Annotated in this window: 15 protein-coding genes; 9 read left to right on the top strand and 6 right to left on the bottom strand. The window is 41.8% G+C overall.

Annotated features, from left to right (window positions below; all coding sequences use genetic code 11):
• Positions 1 to 193 precede the first annotated feature (193 nt).
• Together AAEZ02_RS15185 and AAEZ02_RS15190 are read right to left on the bottom strand one after the other, a co-directional pair.
• Positions 194 to 616, bottom strand: a complete 423-nt coding sequence (locus tag AAEZ02_RS15185) for a hypothetical protein (RefSeq protein ID WP_101032409.1) — start codon at positions 614 to 616, stop codon at positions 194 to 196.
• Positions 576 to 1,322, bottom strand: coding sequence for an AAA family ATPase (locus tag AAEZ02_RS15190; RefSeq protein WP_124011995.1), 747 nt, complete (start codon positions 1,320 to 1,322; stop codon positions 576 to 578). The genes AAEZ02_RS15185 and AAEZ02_RS15190 overlap by 41 nt, the downstream gene beginning before the upstream one ends.
• A gap of 739 nt (positions 1,323 to 2,061) precedes the next feature.
• Here AAEZ02_RS15190 and AAEZ02_RS15195 point away from each other — a divergent pair.
• On the top strand, positions 2,062 to 2,274 hold the full coding sequence (locus AAEZ02_RS15195) for a DUF3820 family protein (RefSeq protein ID WP_101032407.1): 213 nt from the start codon (positions 2,062 to 2,064) through the stop codon (positions 2,272 to 2,274).
• 284 nt (positions 2,275 to 2,558) lie between these two features.
• Here the strand turns inward: AAEZ02_RS15195 and AAEZ02_RS15200 are convergent, their stop codons facing one another.
• The 4 genes from AAEZ02_RS15200 to AAEZ02_RS15215 all read right to left on the bottom strand — a co-directional run bounded on the left by AAEZ02_RS15200 (position 2,559) and on the right by AAEZ02_RS15215 (position 6,978).
• On the bottom strand, positions 2,559 to 3,065 hold the full coding sequence (locus AAEZ02_RS15200; RefSeq protein WP_124011994.1) for a GNAT family N-acetyltransferase: 507 nt from the start codon (positions 3,063 to 3,065) through the stop codon (positions 2,559 to 2,561).
• A gap of 57 nt (positions 3,066 to 3,122) precedes the next feature.
• A complete protein-coding gene (locus AAEZ02_RS15205) occupies positions 3,123 to 3,425 on the bottom strand; it encodes an NrfJ (RefSeq protein WP_101032405.1) in 303 nt (100 codons plus the stop codon).
• A 141-nt stretch (positions 3,426 to 3,566) separates the two neighbouring features.
• Positions 3,567 to 5,303, bottom strand: a complete 1,737-nt coding sequence (locus AAEZ02_RS15210; RefSeq protein WP_351088394.1) for a bifunctional metallophosphatase/5'-nucleotidase — start codon at positions 5,301 to 5,303, stop codon at positions 3,567 to 3,569.
• Positions 5,304 to 5,919: 616 nt separating this feature from the next.
• Positions 5,920 to 6,978: a hemolysin family protein gene (locus AAEZ02_RS15215; RefSeq protein ID WP_124011992.1), complete on the bottom strand. Its 1,059-nt coding sequence runs from the start codon at positions 6,976 to 6,978 to the stop codon at positions 5,920 to 5,922.
• A gap of 524 nt (positions 6,979 to 7,502) precedes the next feature.
• Here AAEZ02_RS15215 and rlmN point away from each other — a divergent pair.
• The 8 genes from rlmN (at position 7,503) to der (ending at position 16,390) form a co-directional block, all read left to right on the top strand.
• Positions 7,503 to 8,624: a dual-specificity RNA methyltransferase RlmN gene (rlmN, locus tag AAEZ02_RS15220; RefSeq protein ID WP_351075348.1), complete on the top strand. Its 1,122-nt coding sequence runs from the start codon at positions 7,503 to 7,505 to the stop codon at positions 8,622 to 8,624.
• Between the two features lie 31 nt (positions 8,625 to 8,655).
• A complete protein-coding gene (gene pilW / locus AAEZ02_RS15225; protein WP_101032401.1) occupies positions 8,656 to 9,441 on the top strand; it encodes a type IV pilus biogenesis/stability protein PilW in 786 nt (261 codons plus the stop codon).
• Positions 9,441 to 10,418: a RodZ domain-containing protein gene (locus AAEZ02_RS15230; protein ID WP_351123858.1), complete on the top strand. Its 978-nt coding sequence runs from the start codon at positions 9,441 to 9,443 to the stop codon at positions 10,416 to 10,418. Before pilW ends, AAEZ02_RS15230 begins: the two co-directional genes overlap by 1 nt.
• Before the next feature lie 30 nt (positions 10,419 to 10,448).
• Complete coding sequence (gene ispG / locus AAEZ02_RS15235) at positions 10,449 to 11,564, top strand: flavodoxin-dependent (E)-4-hydroxy-3-methylbut-2-enyl-diphosphate synthase (RefSeq protein WP_101032399.1); 1,116 nt, start codon at positions 10,449 to 10,451, stop codon at positions 11,562 to 11,564.
• 98 nt (positions 11,565 to 11,662) lie between these two features.
• Positions 11,663 to 12,937 carry a histidine--tRNA ligase gene (gene hisS, locus AAEZ02_RS15240; protein WP_101032398.1) on the top strand — a complete coding sequence of 425 codons (1,275 nt, stop codon included), beginning with the start codon at positions 11,663 to 11,665 and terminating at the stop codon, positions 12,935 to 12,937.
• A 14-nt stretch (positions 12,938 to 12,951) separates the two neighbouring features.
• Entirely contained in the window at positions 12,952 to 13,572 is a 621-nt protein-coding gene (locus AAEZ02_RS15245) for a tetratricopeptide repeat protein (RefSeq protein WP_101032397.1), read from the top strand.
• A gap of 12 nt (positions 13,573 to 13,584) precedes the next feature.
• Positions 13,585 to 14,820, top strand: a complete 1,236-nt coding sequence (gene bamB / locus AAEZ02_RS15250; protein ID WP_124011989.1) for an outer membrane protein assembly factor BamB — start codon at positions 13,585 to 13,587, stop codon at positions 14,818 to 14,820.
• Between the two features lie 103 nt (positions 14,821 to 14,923).
• Positions 14,924 to 16,390: a ribosome biogenesis GTPase Der gene (gene der / locus AAEZ02_RS15255; RefSeq protein WP_101032395.1), complete on the top strand. Its 1,467-nt coding sequence runs from the start codon at positions 14,924 to 14,926 to the stop codon at positions 16,388 to 16,390.
• The last annotated feature ends 125 nt before the right edge of the window (positions 16,391 to 16,515 follow it).

A 16,515-nucleotide genomic window follows, 5' to 3' on the forward strand; every position in this document is an offset into this window, starting at 1 on the left:
TTGAACAAATTCAAGCTTTAGTGAAAACTAAATAGTGATCAGGGTGTCGGCTATTAACTTTTTGGTTGGAATGAAGGCATTAAACTTTAAAAAAAAGCACTGACTAACAAATATTAACCTCATATTTGTTGCCAGCAAAAGGGTGGGGAGAAAAGAGTACTTATTTGCAATTATTAGGTGTATTTAAGATGTATTACTGGTCTGAAAAATTAGCCTCTAACATTTTTTGTTGTTGTGGTGATAGACTGAAATGTTGTGAAATCAATTGCCTGATGAGTTTTGATTTTGCTATGACTCCTTGTTGGCTCAGTAATGTTAGTTCATTTATTGCCGTTTCACTTAAGGTAAATGTACAGTGTTTGTAAGGCTGTTTTTTGCTTTTATTCGCAGACACCATTGGTTCAAGATACTGTGGATATTTACGCTGTAGAAAATCGATTATATTGCTCTGGTTATCGGCATTGGTTGTCGTAATTGTTTGCTTTGCATCATGTTGAGGACGGTCTTGACCCGCAGCATATAAATCGGCTGCCGCAATAAAGTCATCAATCGATACCGCAATGTTAGTGGTATTTTTACATAACGAAGCGTTTTTCTTGAGATCGGCTAGTCCCATAATTTCCTCTCAATGTGGTCACATTTGATGCAGTATTGCGCTGTTCGATGAGTTGTTTTGCATCGGTAATTTCGAGTAATTCGCAGGCAATACTGCGCATTTCTAATGCCGCTTTACCTTTTGGCTCTAATTCAAATACAGATAATCCCGATTCTTCACTATCGTCGTAAATATTACGACTGTAGTTAACCGCATCTAACACGTTAATGTCGTAGGTACGACAAACATCTTTTGCTTCTATAATTCTGCTTGCCTGATTAGGTAAACTTGGGCACTGCGTGATCACGAATGACGCTTTCATTTTTGGGTTAATCATCAAACAAGTGGCGACGATATCGTCTAAATGACTGACGGTTTTTAAGTCGCGTCGTTTGGGGCGTAATGGCATTAACACATGGGATGCCACTGACATGGTTGCTCTAAGGGCTAAATTATCTTGGCCACCGCAATCGACAATAACGTAGTCGTAATGTTGCTCTAAGCTGAGTAAGTCATTACGAATTTTTCCATAGAGTTGCACGCAGTTAATAGCAGGTAATTTAGGATTATTGTTACGGGCTTGGATCCAGTCTGATGTGGTTCGTTGTGGATCACAGTCGACCATAATCACGCTTGCATTCGCCTCTTTGGTCAGGAATACCGCAATATTTTGCGCAAGACAGCTTTTACCACTGCCGCCTTTTTCACCACCAACTAATATGATCATGGACGTTGCCCTCCCAATATAAATTAACTTACATCGTTAAATGTAATTGATAACTCACTGTAATTATGGATGCGGGTTTAGTCAATTAGTTGATTTTTGACAGTTTTTTATTAATGTCATCTGGGCGGTTATTTGACTGTGTTGAGTGTTTAGACAGAAAATTGACGGCGCTAGTTTACATGCGTCAATGTTACTTAAAGGTTAAATTTAATAATGACTTACGCCAGTTAAATACGGTTAACAATCCAGTGTGCTGACACCGTTTTAATATTGGCAGCAACGAGATAACCAATTTATATACATTAAATGACTATAGGATGATTTTAATATAGCTAATTGATATAACTTGATGATGCAGCTAAATGGGTTATTTTTAAGCTAAGGGCTGTTTGATAAGCGTTTATTAACCAGAATTGAGGTCAAATAGGGTATTTAACTTTAGCATTTACTTTAGCAGTGGCTTTATTAGTCGCTTTATTAATGCTCGATATTGTCACTTGAGCTTGTTTTTGAAGTGAACTTGGTGCTGATTTGACATGAATGGCCATTAACTCGACATCCGTCAGTTATGCTATTCCGTTGCTGGTGCCTTTACGGCCCGCTATAGCAAACAGATCCATTATCTGTTGATTTGGCGTAGCCTAAAGCAGTTTTGAAAATGACTCTGAGCTGATAAAATAGTTAATGTGATGGGTAATACAATAACCTTATTGATAATCAAAGGCCTGGAGCCATAGTGATGAATGAGCAGCAATTGTTAGAAGCGATTAATCAAACCATGCCATTTGGTAAATATGCTGGACGTAAATTATTGCATTTACCTGAACCGTATTTGGTCTGGTTTCATTCTAAAGGTTTTCCAGAGGGCAAGCTCGGTGAGCAACTCGCATTAATGTATGAAGTGAAACTCAATGGATTGGAAGAAATGCTACAACCGCTGTTAAAGCGTTGAAGCGGGTAACAAGCGATGACAAGCGATAACAGCCTAGAGGCTAGGGCGGACTGCGTCCTGCTAGATCGCTACGCTGCTAAATAAAGCAGGGAAGAGCGATAACAAGCGTAACAGCCTAGAGGCTAGGGCGGACTGCGTCCTGCTAGATCGCTACGCTGCTAAATAAAGCGGTCAAAGCGTTCGCTCGTTAGCGCCCTTTTTGAGGCCACGCAATGGCGTGCAGTTATCGTTCTAGCTCTAGTTCTACCGCTGTTATAGGATCTAGCCGCGAAGCGTCCTAGCACCTAGGCTTTTAGAATAGGTTTTTTCATGTAAAAGCCGGTAAAGGTTTGACCGCGTTTTTGCTGATAGCTTGTGTGTTGCAAGATAAAGCCCATGGTTTCAAACAAGGGCTTAGATAAGCATGATGCATCAACACTGAGGTTGGAATATTGTTGCTGTATTGCCCAATGCTGTAAGTGACTGTATAAGGCGCTGGCGATGCCTTGGTGTTGGTAGTTGGGGTGCACATATAAGCAGTCTATGTAACCTTGATATTTAAAGTGTGTTTCCACACTAATAAAGCCAATAACGTGCTGGTTATCAAGCGCTAACCATGCTTTATTTCGTTTGTATCTTAGTTGCCAAAATTTAGCGGAACGGGGTGCTGAGGACCATGCATTGAGTTTTAATTTTGGGTATCTTGGATGAATAATACCTTGCACGGCACAATGGTACAATTGACTGATTTGAGTTGCATTTGACGCAGAAAAATCCACGATTTGATAAGGATGAGGAAATGAATTTTGCATAAAAAAGACCAATCGATAAGATTGGTCAATTATGTAAGGTTTTAGCAATAAAACGTACTATTTTTTATTAATATCACCAACAAACATGATTTTATCAAATGTTCTGTTGAGGCTTGAGCTTTTAAAGTCACTCATCCACATTTGCTCTGACACTTCGACCTTGTCACCTTTGCTTACTTCAGTTTGCGGACCTGCTGCCCAGTATGTTTTGTCAGCTTCTTTTAACTGAACATAGGTATAACCACCGCCATTCATGGTGTCGAGAACTTCAGCTTGATGTAAAGCGCCTTGTGCCCATGCTGAAGATACACCTATAGCCAAGGTGGCCGCTGCTGCAAATGCGATTAATTTAGCTTTCATGTATGTATTCCTATTTTTTATCTACAGATGATAATGGATAACGAGATTCGCTCAACTTTATGCTATTTAACCATCTCTGTTCACTGAGGTCTGTGATCTACTACGAATTATTGCGGTCTCCCAGCTGTTAGGCATGCTGGTTTAATCGCGGTGGCTAATATAATGTACATTGGCCAATAGTAGTCCGTTAATGAGGTGTCCATATTGACTGACAAAATCGATAAACGCTTCTGGTAATGTTTGATCCGTTATCGATTGTTGCCAATGTGCCAGCAACAATGCCTCATATCCTTCTTTACCCGCAGCGGTATAAGAACTTGATACCCCGAGATACAGCTTTTTAGGATCAAGGGTTTGCCATTGATCTTGTTTGTAAATTTCGACTTGGGTGATCCGTTGCCCTTTAATTTGCTTACCATCATAGAAGTAACGCAATCCGTAAGGATAAGGAAAACTACCTGCGCCAGTACCCATAATACCATTATTGGTTGCCGAGTTAATTGAAGACTCAAGCGCTTCAATGACATATTTCCCTTGGATTTGGTACAAGGTCAGGGGTAACTCAAAAGGTAAAATCCGTCCTACTACATCCGCTAATGACAATTGGCCTTTATTCAACGACTGTCTAACACCGCCAGCATTATGGAGGGCAAAATCAATATTCGGTTCAATATTTTTTGCGGCTTTATACATGCTTCTACTGACCCAAGGCGCAATTTCACTGCCGTGAGGAAAATGTTTACTGGGCAGGCGAGTATGGACAAAATCGCGCGGGATATGGGTTAGAATTTGATTTTCTATTGCGTCTAATGATGGTCTATATTGGGTGTGAATGACCGAGTGGATCTCTTCATCATGTTGGGCATCTTTAATACAAGGGTGACTAAAAAGTTGTTCAATTAATGCCGCTGAAGTATGACTGTCAGCAACAGTGCCTTGTTTTGTGGTTACGGTAATCTTGTTATCGAGCATAAAGTAATTGTTACCCAACAGTTCGACAACCTTACCTTGTTGGTCAAAACATATTTCAGCTAAACCAACCGTTTCAGCATATTTACCGGCATGTAAAATCGGCGTTGAATTAATTGTTTCGCCATAAGGGATATTACTCAGGCCAATATCACTCAGCTCGCCTTGGAGCGTATGCGAGTGACCACCTACAATCAGGCTTATGCCATCAACTTTTGCGGCCAGTTCCCTATCTTGATCTAAGCCTAAATGGCTCAGGACGATAATGTGATGAATACCTTGTTGGTGCAAGCGTTGTATTGTTCGCTCCGTGGTCTCGATGGCATTGACAAAGTGGGTATCAGGATCCGGTCTGGCAATTAAGCGCATTTGATCAAGAGTGATGCCAATTATCGCTAGCTTGGTATCATAAAACGGCTTAATTAATACTTTGGCCGTTTCAGTTGAGTCATCAAAGTCGTATAGCATTGGATGGCCATAAAGTCGGCCTGTTTTCTGGCGGTCTTCCTGACTTAAATCCATATTACCGGCTAATATCGGAAAATCGATACGATTTAAAAACGCTTGAACAGGGCTGTTACCCGCATCGATTTCATGATTACCTATGACCATAGCATCGGGCTTTAGCAGGTTTAGTAAATGGGCATTGGCTGCACCTTTAAACTCTCTAAAATATAAAGTGCCTTGAAAGCTATCGCCGCCATGTAAAAATAGAAATGGAGTTTGCTGGGCCGCGGCTTGCTGTCTTGCCTGTTCTATTTGATAACCTAAACGCGCATAGCCACCAGAATGGGCTTCTAGTTTATAAGTGTGCTGTTGGGCTGTCAGGCTAAAATGGACTGGACTAGGTTCGAAGTTAGAATGAGTGTCATTAATGTGAGCAATAGATAAACGATAAATATTTGGCATTTTTTCCCTCAATTTAATGTCGGTATATTATACCCATTTCATTAAATATGTAATCACTCAGCGTTTCCCCTGGTCTTTCAATTTAAGCTTGTTGGCGCAAGAGTTGCCATGTAACGCAGAAACAGAATACCTAAGAGTCTTTTATTGATCGTACTTAACTTCAATTCTGGTATAAGTAAGATAAAGTGATATAAATTAGCGTGTTGTCTGGTTTATTAACCTTGCCTTTTGTTTTGCGAGTAAAGGCGATAATAGCGCTGTTGTTGCAAGTCAATGCCACTTCGATCGCGGGACAAAAAGCGATTTGAGAACGGTTTATTATCTTAAGGATTGTCCAGAGATGAGGTTATAGATAATAATGCGACATATTTACACTGTACTATGGTATGGATTGAGGCTAACGCAGGATTGACTATTAGCCCCGTGATCACAACAAGTTTAGTGGGTTAACAATGGTAAAACACCTTTTTTAACAATTAGTTAATCGAATTGCTGTTAACATTGTTAATGATTAAGATAAATTTGAATATACATCATTCAGTTGGTATAAAAAAGGCTATAAATTGAATGTTAATAATTGGTTAGTCTGATTTTATAGCCAATAACGGAGGCTCAATTAACCCATATTATTTTCATCGTATATGACTAAACCTTTACTTTTTATCCGTCGTTGCCAAAGTTTGCGCGCCAATGCTTGCATATTGGGCGTTAAATCCTTTGAGTCAACGATTTCTAAACCAATTAAGGTTTCGATGATATCTTCAATCGTCACAATGCCTTCGCTTGAACCGTATTCATCAACCACCAAGGCGATTTTTGAACTACGATTGATCATTAATTGAAACAGCGGCAATACTCTTACGGAAGAGGGGACGACGAGTAAATTTTTTAAATGCTCTCCAATTTCAGTATCTGGGGCTTGGCGAGACTGAAGTATAATATCATTACGATTGACATAACCAATCACATTGTCACGATCACCTTGATAAATCGGGATCCGGGTAAAAGTACTGGACAAATACTGGTCGATAAATTGCTCATTAGTGATGTGAGTTGGTAATTTAAAAATCACTGTGCGGGGGGTCATGATGTCACTGACGTGCATGTCTTTCATCGACAACATTTGCGTTAACATCTGTGATTCTTGCTCACTTAATTCGCCACTGTCTTTCCCCATTTGGGTCATTGCGCTGAGTTCTTGACGAATGTATTGACCTTTTTCGCCTTTGCCGAAGAGATTGGTGACTTTTTGAGTCATCCAAATTAAAGGCATCGTCATCTTTTCCATCCAATATAAACATAGTGATACCGATGGAGCCAATTTGCGCCAGTAATTAGCCCCTAAGGTTTTAGGAATGATTTCTGAGAAGAATAAAATTAAAAAAGTCAGAACAGCAGAGAATACGCCAAGCATTTCACTACCAAATATGATGGCCGCCTTTGCACCAGCAACAGAAGCCCCCATGGTATGTGAGATGGTATTTATCGTTAAGATAGAGACTAATGGAGAATCAATATTTTGCTTTTGCTTATCGAGGCGTGCAGCAATAAAGGGGTGAGTTTCTTTGAGGGTTTCGATATAACTTGGAGTAACAGATAAGAGGACTGCTTCAAAAATACTGCATAGAAATGAAATGAAAATAGCAAAAAAGACAATCAAAAAAAGAGTTAACATAAATGTAAGTAGAAACTTCCTCGAGGTAGACTAAATAAACTGTATCAATTCTATCATAACATCCGATGCACTCGCTACAGTGGCTAAAACACGACATGAACACGACAATAGCGATACTGAGTAAACATCCGATTCACTCTCTACAGTAACTAAAACACTATACTAGCGATACAGAGTCAACTCGATGGACTCGCGACAGAGGCTAAAACACGACACGAACACGACAATAGCGATATTGAGTAAACTTGATGGACTCGCGACAGTGGCTAAAACACGACATGAACACGACAATAGCGATATTGAGTAAACTCGATGCACTCGCGACAGTGGCTAAAACACGACACGAACACGACAATAGCGATATTGAGTCAACTCGATGGACTCGCGACAGTGGCTAAAACACGACACGAACACGATACTAGATATATTGAGTAAACTCGATGCTCGAGATACTGGCTAAAACGTGATGCTAACTGTATAATTCGCCGCCCTGTTACAGGTTTTGGTGTTTTGAGGTTAGGCAGATGAGTGTAAAAAAAATCAATTTATTAGATTTTAATCGTAAAGGACTACGTGCGTTGTTCAGTGAAATGGGCGAAAAACCGTTTCGTGCCGATCAGTTAATGAAGTGGATTTATCACTTTGGGGTCACTGATTTTGAAGAAATGAACAACATAAACAAAGTTCTACGTGGAAAATTGGCTGCGAAATATGAAATTGTTGCGCCTGAAATTGCTAATTTTCAAGAGTCTGCTGATGGCACCATTAAATTTGCGATCAATGTTGGTCAGGGTCAAGAAGTCGAAACGGTATATATTCCAGAAGAGGACCGCGCGACGTTATGCGTGTCGTCGCAAGTGGGTTGCGCTTTAGAATGTACTTTCTGCTCTACTGGTCAGCAAGGTTTTAACCGTAACTTAACGGTATCGGAGATCGTCGGTCAAGTCTGGAGAGTATCGCAATTTTTAGGTTTCCATAAAGACACCGGCGATAGACCCATTTCTAACGTAGTGATGATGGGTATGGGTGAGCCTTTGCTTAACCTTGCCAATGTGATCCCTGCGATGGATATTATGCTTGATGATTTTGGCTTTAGTTTATCTAAACGTCGCGTGACCTTATCAACCTCTGGTGTGGTACCTGCGCTTGATAAACTCGGTGACGTTATTGATGTGGCATTAGCGGTTAGTATCCACGCCCCTAATGATGAACTGCGCGATGTGTTGGTTCCGGTTAACAAAAAATATCCATTACAAGAATTTTTAGCGGGCATTCGTCGTTATTTAGCAAAGTCTAATGCAAATCGCGGCCGCGTAACGGTTGAATATGTGATGCTTGATCATATTAATGACAGCACAGACCAAGCGCATGAACTTGCAACGTTAATGAAAGATACTCCATGTAAGATTAACTTAATTCCGTTTAACCCGTATCCTGGTTCTCCTTACGGCCGTTCATCTAACTCACGCATAGACCGTTTTTCTAAAGTATTGATAGAACATGGCCTCACCGTTATTGTGCGTAAAACCCGTGGGGATGATATTGATGCTGCTTGTGGCCAGTTAGCGGGTGATATTCGTGATAGAACAAAGCGTTTAGCAAAAAAACAAATGCAACAGAATCAGATTTCAGTCACAATGGAATAACTCGTTGTTTACATAGATAATAGGCTTATAAATGATGCACGGAATGCAAAAGGTTGGTCTGATTACCTTATTGGCTTTGTCTGTCACTGCTTGTGTGACTGAGCGTACCTACAGTGGTACTGATATCCCTGTAGCTGAACGTCAGTTTGATAAGCAGGGGGCCGCTAGAGAGCGTATGCATCTCGGACTTACTTATCTAAATCGTGGTAATAGCGAACAAGCTAAGTATAATTTAAATAAAGCAGTTGAATATGCACCCAATACCAGCGAAGTTCATATGGCAATGGCTTATTATTACCAAACCGTAGGTGATTTAGAGCGAACCGAAGCATCATACGAAAAGGCCATTAGCTTTAGTGATGTCACTGGTGATGCGCGGAATAACTTTGGGGTGTTTTTGTGTCAACAAAATAAATTTGTCGAATCTGAGAAAATGTTTCTTGCTGCGATTGAAACACCTAAATATACCCGCACAGCATCGAGTTATGAAAACTTAGGGGTGTGCAGTCGCAAAGCAGGTGATAAAGAAAAAGCGCGACAGTATTTTAATATGGCGTTAAAGTATGATAAAAGACGGCAAGTAACGTTGTTAGAACTAACCGAGTTAGCCATGGAAGATGCTGACTACGGCAATGCGCGCGAACAACTCGCAAGATACCATCGAGTTGCTAGTGAATCAGCAGAAAGTTTAGCCTTAGGGATTAAGATTGAGCGGGCGGCGAACGATGTAGAGGCCGTAAAACGATTTGGCATTTTATTAATTGCGAAGTTTCCTGCATCTCCACAAGCCAAAAATTATAGAGCTAACTTGAATTAATGACTAATGAATTCGAAGTAGAACAAGACGCAGAAAAAGCGGATTTGTTAAAAGACGTAGTGACAGCCGGCACCATTTTAAAAGCGGCTCGCGAAGCAAAGGGGATCTCGATTGAGACCGTTGCAACCCAATTGCATTTACGTCCCAAGATCATCGATGATCTTGAAAATGATATTTTTATTAATATAGCTTCTATCACTTATGTGAGAGGCTATATTAAGAATTATGCTCGTTTTGTTAGCGCCGACATGGCTGTAATACAGCAATGTTTAAGCCGTCAAGTGCCTGAAATCGTGGCACCGGTAATGCAAAGTTTTTCACGTAAGACGATCCATCAAGCTCGCAATAGTCGGCTTAATTTAGTGACTTACCTTATTGTTGCCATATTAATAGCGATGCTGGTGTTATGGTGGGTTCAAAAATCATCGTTACTGACAAATGTTGATTTATCACAGCCAACCGTTGAAGAAATTGCCGCGGAAAGTAGCATGCTTGATCCGCAGCAAATCATTCGCAGTGAATCTGGACAATCGCAAGCTGAAAACACCACCAGTGAGTCAGATTATGTGACTGAAGGCATCGATAGTTCAACTGATGCAGCTAGCAGGGCTGCGATCGAAGCTGAAGATAATCTTATCCAAACAGCGCAAAACGCGGCGATCTCAACTCAGGCATTAACTCAACCGAGTACGCCATCGTCAACCATAACAGAGACGAGCGTATCAAGTTCTGAGAGTGTGTTAACGATTGAACTTTCGGGTGACTGTTGGGTTAACGTAACTGATGCCAATGGCAAAGTGATGGTTGATGGTGTGAAAAATGCGGCACAAAGAATAGAAGTCCGTGGTACAAAACCTTTTAAAGTGATCCTGGGTGCGCCTCAAGTAGCCAGTATCAGTCTCGATGGTAATAACGTCAGTTTAGCTGCGTTTTCCGACGGCCGAGTAGCAAGATTAACCCTGCCTAAAGCGTCATAATGCTTTAGCATAGCAATAGAGCATATTCGCATGTATAACGAATCCCCAATTATTCGCAGACCATCTACACGTATATATGTGGGCAATGTGCCTATTGGTGATGGTGCGCCGATTGCTGTGCAATCGATGACGAACACTAATACCAACGATGTTGAAGCAACCGTTGCGCAAATCCGGGCGTTAGAAAAAGTCGGTGCTGATATTGTGCGTATTTCTGTACCGACGATGGACGCAGCTGAAGCCTTTAAAATGATTAAACAGTCAGTGAATGTTCCCTTAGTGGCCGACATTCATTTTGACTATCGTATTGCCCTTAAAGTGGCAGAATACGGTGCAGATTGCTTACGTATTAACCCGGGTAATATTGGTAATGAACAACGTATTCGCAGTGTTGTTGAGTGCGCGCGCGATAACAACATTCCAATCCGTATTGGAGTGAATGGTGGATCGCTTGAAAAAGATTTAATGGACAAATATCGCGAGCCAACGGCTGAAGCCTTATTAGAATCAGCAATGCGTCATGTAGATATTTTAGACCGTTTAAATTTTGATCAATTTAAAGTCAGCGTTAAAGCCTCAGATGTTTTCCTTGCTGTTGCATCATACCGCTTACTGGCGAAACAAATTCGTCAACCCTTGCATTTAGGCATTACCGAAGCTGGCGGCCTGCGCGCAGGCTCAGTCAAATCAGCGGTCGGTTTGGGTCTGTTATTGGCAGAAGGCATCGGTGATACCATACGTATTTCGTTAGCGGCCGATCCCGTTGAAGAAATTAAAGTGGGCTTTGATATTTTAAAGTCTTTACGCATTCGTAGCCGTGGGATTAACTTTATTGCTTGTCCTTCTTGTTCGCGCCAAGAATTTGATGTGATTAGTACCGTCAATGAACTTGAGCGTCGTCTTGAAGACATTACCACTGCAATGGACGTGTCCATTATTGGTTGCGTGGTTAATGGTCCAGGTGAAGCACTGGTGTCAGATATTGGCTTAACTGGCGGCCATGCAAAGAGCGGTTATTATGATGGCGGAGTGCGTCAAAAAGAGCGCTTTGACAATAAAAATATTATCGATGGCTTAGAAGCCAAAATCCGTGCTAAAGCAAGCATGATGGCAAATCGCATCGCGATCACCGACAAAACTGAATAATCATTAATCCTGTGCATGACAACCTAAGTGTTGTCTATGTTGAGGGTATATTTACATTTTATTAGTGCAAGCTAATTCAAGAATTGGGCAAGTTAACAGTGGCAAAGCAAATCCAAGCTATTCGCGGTATGAATGATATTCTGCCAACGCAAAGTCCTTTATGGCAAAAAGTCGAAGCCGTATTGCGCTCATCAGTTAGTGCATTTGGTTATAGCGAAATTCGCACTCCTATTGTTGAAAGTACTGATCTTTTTAAACGCTCTATTGGTGAAGTGACCGATATTGTTGAAAAAGAAATGTACACTTTTGGCGATCGTAACAATGACAGCTTAACCTTACGCCCTGAAGGCACCGCCTCAACCGTTCGCGCGGGTAATGAGCACGGCCTTCTGTATAACCAAGAACAACGTTTATGGTATATGGGACCCATGTTTCGTCATGAGCGTCCACAAAAAGGTCGTTATCGTCAATTTCATCAGTTTGGTGTTGAAGTTTTCGGGATCGGCAGCGCCGATGTTGATGCTGAAGTATTAATGTTATCTGCCCGTTTATGGGACCAGTTAGGCATTAAAGAACATGTTGCGCTGGAGCTTAATACCCTAGGCGATCCCGCTGAGCGTGCTGCTTACCGCGATGCGTTAATTGCTTTTTTAGAGCAACACAAAGACAAATTAGATGAAGATAGCCAACGTCGGATGTATTCAAATCCATTACGTGTGCTAGACAGTAAATCGCAACAAGTGCAGGCTATTTTAAGCGATGCACCAGTATTGATGGAATACCTTGGTGAAGAATCAAAGACACATTTTTCAACTTTGTGTGAACTCTTAGACGCTGTTGGCATCCAATACACCATCAATCCGCGTTTAGTCCGTGGTTTAGATTACTATAACCGTACTGTATTTGAATGGGTTACCACTAGTTTGGGCTCGCAAGGTACGGTATTGGCAGGTGGACGTTACGACGGTTTAGTCGGTCAACTTGGTGGTAAAGATACCCCCGCTGTTGGTTTTGCTATGGGTCTTGAGCGGATTGTACTATTGCTTGAAACGCTCGAGTTAACCAGTGACATTGCCGCTGAAGTGGATGTTTATGTCACAGCAATGGGCGATAACTGCGTAGTAGAAGCCATTAAAGTGGCTCAAGAGTTGCGTCAACATTTACCAAGGCTTAAAGTCATGAGTCATTGCGGTGGCGGTAACGTTAAAAAGCAAATGAAGCGTGCCGATAAAAGCGGTGCTCAGTTTGCGTTAATTATTGGTGAAAATGAATTGGCCAGTAATCAAGTCGCTATTAAGCCATTACGAACTAACAACGAACAACAATTGGTTACGCGTAGTGAACTCGTAACTAAAATTGCAGAACTGATTTAAAAGGGGAAGTGCCAGTGGAAATTTATAGCACAGAAGAACAACAAGTAGATGCTATCAAGCAGTTCTGGAAAGATTATGGTACCTCGATTGTCGTGGGTGCCGTGGTAGGCCTTGGTGGCTTATATGGATGGAATACTTATTCAGACATGCAAGTGACGGCGGCTGAAGAAGCTTCAGAGTCATTTCAGTCTATCGTGACACAGGTGAATAATCCTGCTGCATTATTGGTTCAGGCAGAAAGCTTTGCATCAGAACATGATCAGCAAGGTTATCAAGCGCTACTCGAATTGATAATAGCAAAATCGGCAGTTGAAGCGGGTGATTTGGCTAAAGCAGAAGTTTCATTTACCAAAGTGATTGCGGCGCAACCTGGTGCTGGTTTGGGCATGGTCGCGATGATCCGTTTAGCGCGTATTCAAGCTGAGCAAAATAATGTAGGCATGGCGTTAGCCACGTTAGATCAAGTGACTGATAAAGCATTTGCTTCTCAACGTGAAGAATTAAAAGGTGACTTTTTAGTGCGTCAAGGTGACTTGGATAAAGCCAAATTAGCTTATCAAGCAGCAGTGGATAATGGTGGTGCGTTAACCAGTCCAGCGCTGACCATGAAGTTAGATAATCTAAATAAGGCATAAGGAACTTAGCCGATGAAGTCGTGGTGCAAAAATTTACTTGCCGTTGGGTTAAGTGTTGCTCTTATGTCTGCTTGTTCTTCAAGTGATGTTGAAGAAGAGCCTGTTAGTGAATTAGTTGATATACAAGCAACGGTGTTTCCTGAAATTATTTGGGATACCAGTGTTGGTGATGGCGTCGGCGATTATTATTCGCAACTTCGTCCCAGCGTCCGTTATGGCAAAGTGTTTGTTGCTGATCGCAACGGTATAGTTGTCGCTTTTGACGAAACAAGTGGTGATGAGCTTTGGAAGCAAGACTTTAATGATGTCTTCGAACAGCAGCTTGGAACCAAAACTAAAGGCATTCGTTTAGCTGCGGGTGTTACTGCGGCACGCAGTAAAGTGTTTATTGGTGGCGAAACGGGCTTATTAGTCGCGCTTGATGAGGCAACGGGTGACGTTGTGTGGTCTACGCAAGCTAATGGCGAATTATTATCGGCACCCACAGTGGCAGAAGATGTTGTCGCAGTGAATACCAGTAAAGGCACATTTGAAGCATTTAATGTCGATAACGGCGAAAAGTTATGGAGCTATGAGATGCAACTGCCAAACCTCACTTTACGGGGTACGGGTTCTGCGGTTTATGAAGCGGGCGGTTTCTTTTTAGGTTCTGCAGATGGCAAAATAGCTGTTGTTGTTAAAAGTAATGGTCAAGCAGCGTGGGAACAAACCGTTTTTAGTCCGACCGGTGCCAATGAGTTTACCCGTATGGCCGATATTGATATGACGCCATTAATATTGGGTGAGAATCTGTATGTTGCTAGTTACAATGGTAATTTAGTCTCTATGGAGCTTCGCAATGGTCGCGTAGTTTGGTCGCGTAAATACTCAAGCTTTAATGATTTGGCCGCAGCAGGTATCAGCCTGTTTTTAGTGGACGATCATAGCCGTATTTACTCAGTCGATCGCCGTAATGGTTTAGAGCTATGGAGTAATTCTGAGCTTAAAAATCGTCAGTTAACGGCTCCAGCAGTAATAGATAACTATATTGTTGTCGGTGACTTCGAAGGTTACTTGCATTTTATTGACCGTATTAGCGGTGAGGTTGTTGGCCGCATTGAAGTTGACAGCGATGGCTTATATGGCCAACCTTTAGTGGTGGATGACAAAATTTATGTTCAAGGTCGCAGCGGCAAAGTCGCCATTGTGAGTTTGAACAAACAAGAGCAAAAGAATCTTGAGGAAGATACCGAAACAGATGCGGAATAAGTCCTAGCACTATTGTTGCGTTAATTAAGGTATAATATCCTTACTAGAGCCCCTGGAAGCGTTCCGGGGGCTTTTTATTGAAAAGTTTTTTAGAGGCAAAATCATGATCCCTGTTGTGGCCCTTGTTGGGCGACCGAATGTCGGCAAATCGACATTATTTAACCGTCTTACTCGTACTCGTGATGCGTTAGTCGCTGATTTCCCTGGCTTAACACGTGACCGTAAATACGGCCGTGCATTTTTAGCTGGCTACGAGTTTATCGTTGTTGATACTGGCGGTATTGATGGCACTGAAGAGGGGATCGAAACTAAAATGGCTGAACAGTCATTGGCTGCGATCGAAGAAGCCGATGTTGTATTATTTATGACCGATGCCCGTTCCGGTCTTACCGCTGCTGATTTAGCGATTGCTCAGCATTTACGTAGCCGCGACAAGGTGACCTTTGTTGTTGCCAACAAAGTTGATGGTATTGATGCTGATTCAGCTTGTGGTGAGTTTTGGTCTCTTGGTTTAGGCGAAGTATATCAAATGGCTGCGGCACAAGGCCGTGGTGTCACCAACATGATCGACTATGCGTTAACGCCTTATGCTGAAGCTATGGGTATTGTTCGTGAATTAGACGAAGAAGGCGAACAAGTTGAGCGTGAATATACTGAAGAAGAAGCTGAAGCGGAACAAGAACGCCTACAAAACTTACCGATTAAGCTTGCCATTATTGGTAAGCCTAACGTAGGTAAATCAACGTTGATCAACCGTATTTTAGGTGAAGAGCGTGTCGTAGTTTATGACGAACCCGGAACCACCCGTGACAGTATTTATATTCCAATGTCGCGTGAAGGTAGAGAGTACGTGTTAATTGATACAGCAGGTGTTCGTCGCCGCAGTAAAGTCAATGAAGTTATCGAGAAATTCTCGGTGATTAAAACCTTAAAAGCGGTTGAAGATGCTAACGTAGTATTGTTAGTGATCGATGCGCGTGAAGGGATTGCAGAGCAAGATCTGGGTTTATTAGGCTTTACCTTAAACGCAGGTCGTGCATTGGTTATTGCCATAAACAAGTGGGATGGTATTGATCAAAAAATCAAAGACCGTGTTAAAAGTGAACTTGATCGCCGTTTAGGCTTTATCGATTTTGCGCGTATCCACTTTATTTCGGCGTTACATGGCACCGGTGTTGGCCATTTATATGAGTCAATTGAAGAAGCATACGACAGTGCGACACGTCGTGTGAGTACTTCAATGCTAACTCGCGTTATGCAAATGTCTCAAGATGATCACCAGCCACCATTGGTTAATGGTCGCCGTGTGAAATTGAAATATGCTCACGCTGGCGGTTATAACCCTCCGATTGTTGTTATCCACGGTAACCAAGTTAAGAAGCTACCTGATTCGTATAAGCGTTATATGATGAATTACTTCCGTCGTTCATTAAAAGTTGTCGGTACGCCCATTCAGTTACGTTTCCATGAGGGTGCTAACCCGTTTGAAGGTAAAACGGTGAAATTAACCGTAGGTCAAGAGCGTCGTCGTAAGCGTGCAATGAGCCATATTCGCGATCGTACTAAATAACCCGCGCTAAGGTTAAGTAATCTAGCATGTAGTTAAGTTATTTATTGCTCAAAAAGCCTGACTCGTTCAGGCTTTTTTGTGGGTGTTATCGACATGGTATGGGCTATTTATTGAGCCAGCAGAAA

This window comes from Shewanella sp. T24-MNA-CIBAN-0130 (assembly GCF_040310185.1).
GTDB classification, from domain to species: domain Bacteria; phylum Pseudomonadota; class Gammaproteobacteria; order Enterobacterales; family Shewanellaceae; genus Shewanella; species Shewanella psychromarinicola.

Coding starts and splice junctions, on each gene's coding strand:
- AAEZ02_RS15205 (WP_101032405.1), bottom strand. CDS start 3,425: ATGAAAGCTAAATTAATCGCATTTGCAGCAGCGGCCACCTTGGCTATA.
- AAEZ02_RS15210 (WP_351088394.1), bottom strand. CDS start 5,303: ATGCCAAATATTTATCGTTTATCTATTGCTCACATTAATGACACTCAT.
- AAEZ02_RS15215 (WP_124011992.1), bottom strand. CDS start 6,978: ATGTTAACTCTTTTTTTGATTGTCTTTTTTGCTATTTTCATTTCATTT.
- AAEZ02_RS15230 (WP_351123858.1), top strand. CDS start 9,441: ATGACTAATGAATTCGAAGTAGAACAAGACGCAGAAAAAGCGGATTTG.
- AAEZ02_RS15195 (WP_101032407.1), top strand. CDS start 2,062: ATGAATGAGCAGCAATTGTTAGAAGCGATTAATCAAACCATGCCATTT.
- AAEZ02_RS15190 (WP_124011995.1), bottom strand. CDS start 1,322: ATGATCATATTAGTTGGTGGTGAAAAAGGCGGCAGTGGTAAAAGCTGT.
- pilW (WP_101032401.1), top strand. CDS start 8,656: ATGATGCACGGAATGCAAAAGGTTGGTCTGATTACCTTATTGGCTTTG.
- AAEZ02_RS15185 (WP_101032409.1), bottom strand. CDS start 616: ATGGGACTAGCCGATCTCAAGAAAAACGCTTCGTTATGTAAAAATACC.
- der (WP_101032395.1), top strand. CDS start 14,924: ATGATCCCTGTTGTGGCCCTTGTTGGGCGACCGAATGTCGGCAAATCG.
- AAEZ02_RS15200 (WP_124011994.1), bottom strand. CDS start 3,065: ATGCAAAATTCATTTCCTCATCCTTATCAAATCGTGGATTTTTCTGCG.
- ispG (WP_101032399.1), top strand. CDS start 10,449: ATGTATAACGAATCCCCAATTATTCGCAGACCATCTACACGTATATAT.
- bamB (WP_124011989.1), top strand. CDS start 13,585: ATGAAGTCGTGGTGCAAAAATTTACTTGCCGTTGGGTTAAGTGTTGCT.
- rlmN (WP_351075348.1), top strand. CDS start 7,503: ATGAGTGTAAAAAAAATCAATTTATTAGATTTTAATCGTAAAGGACTA.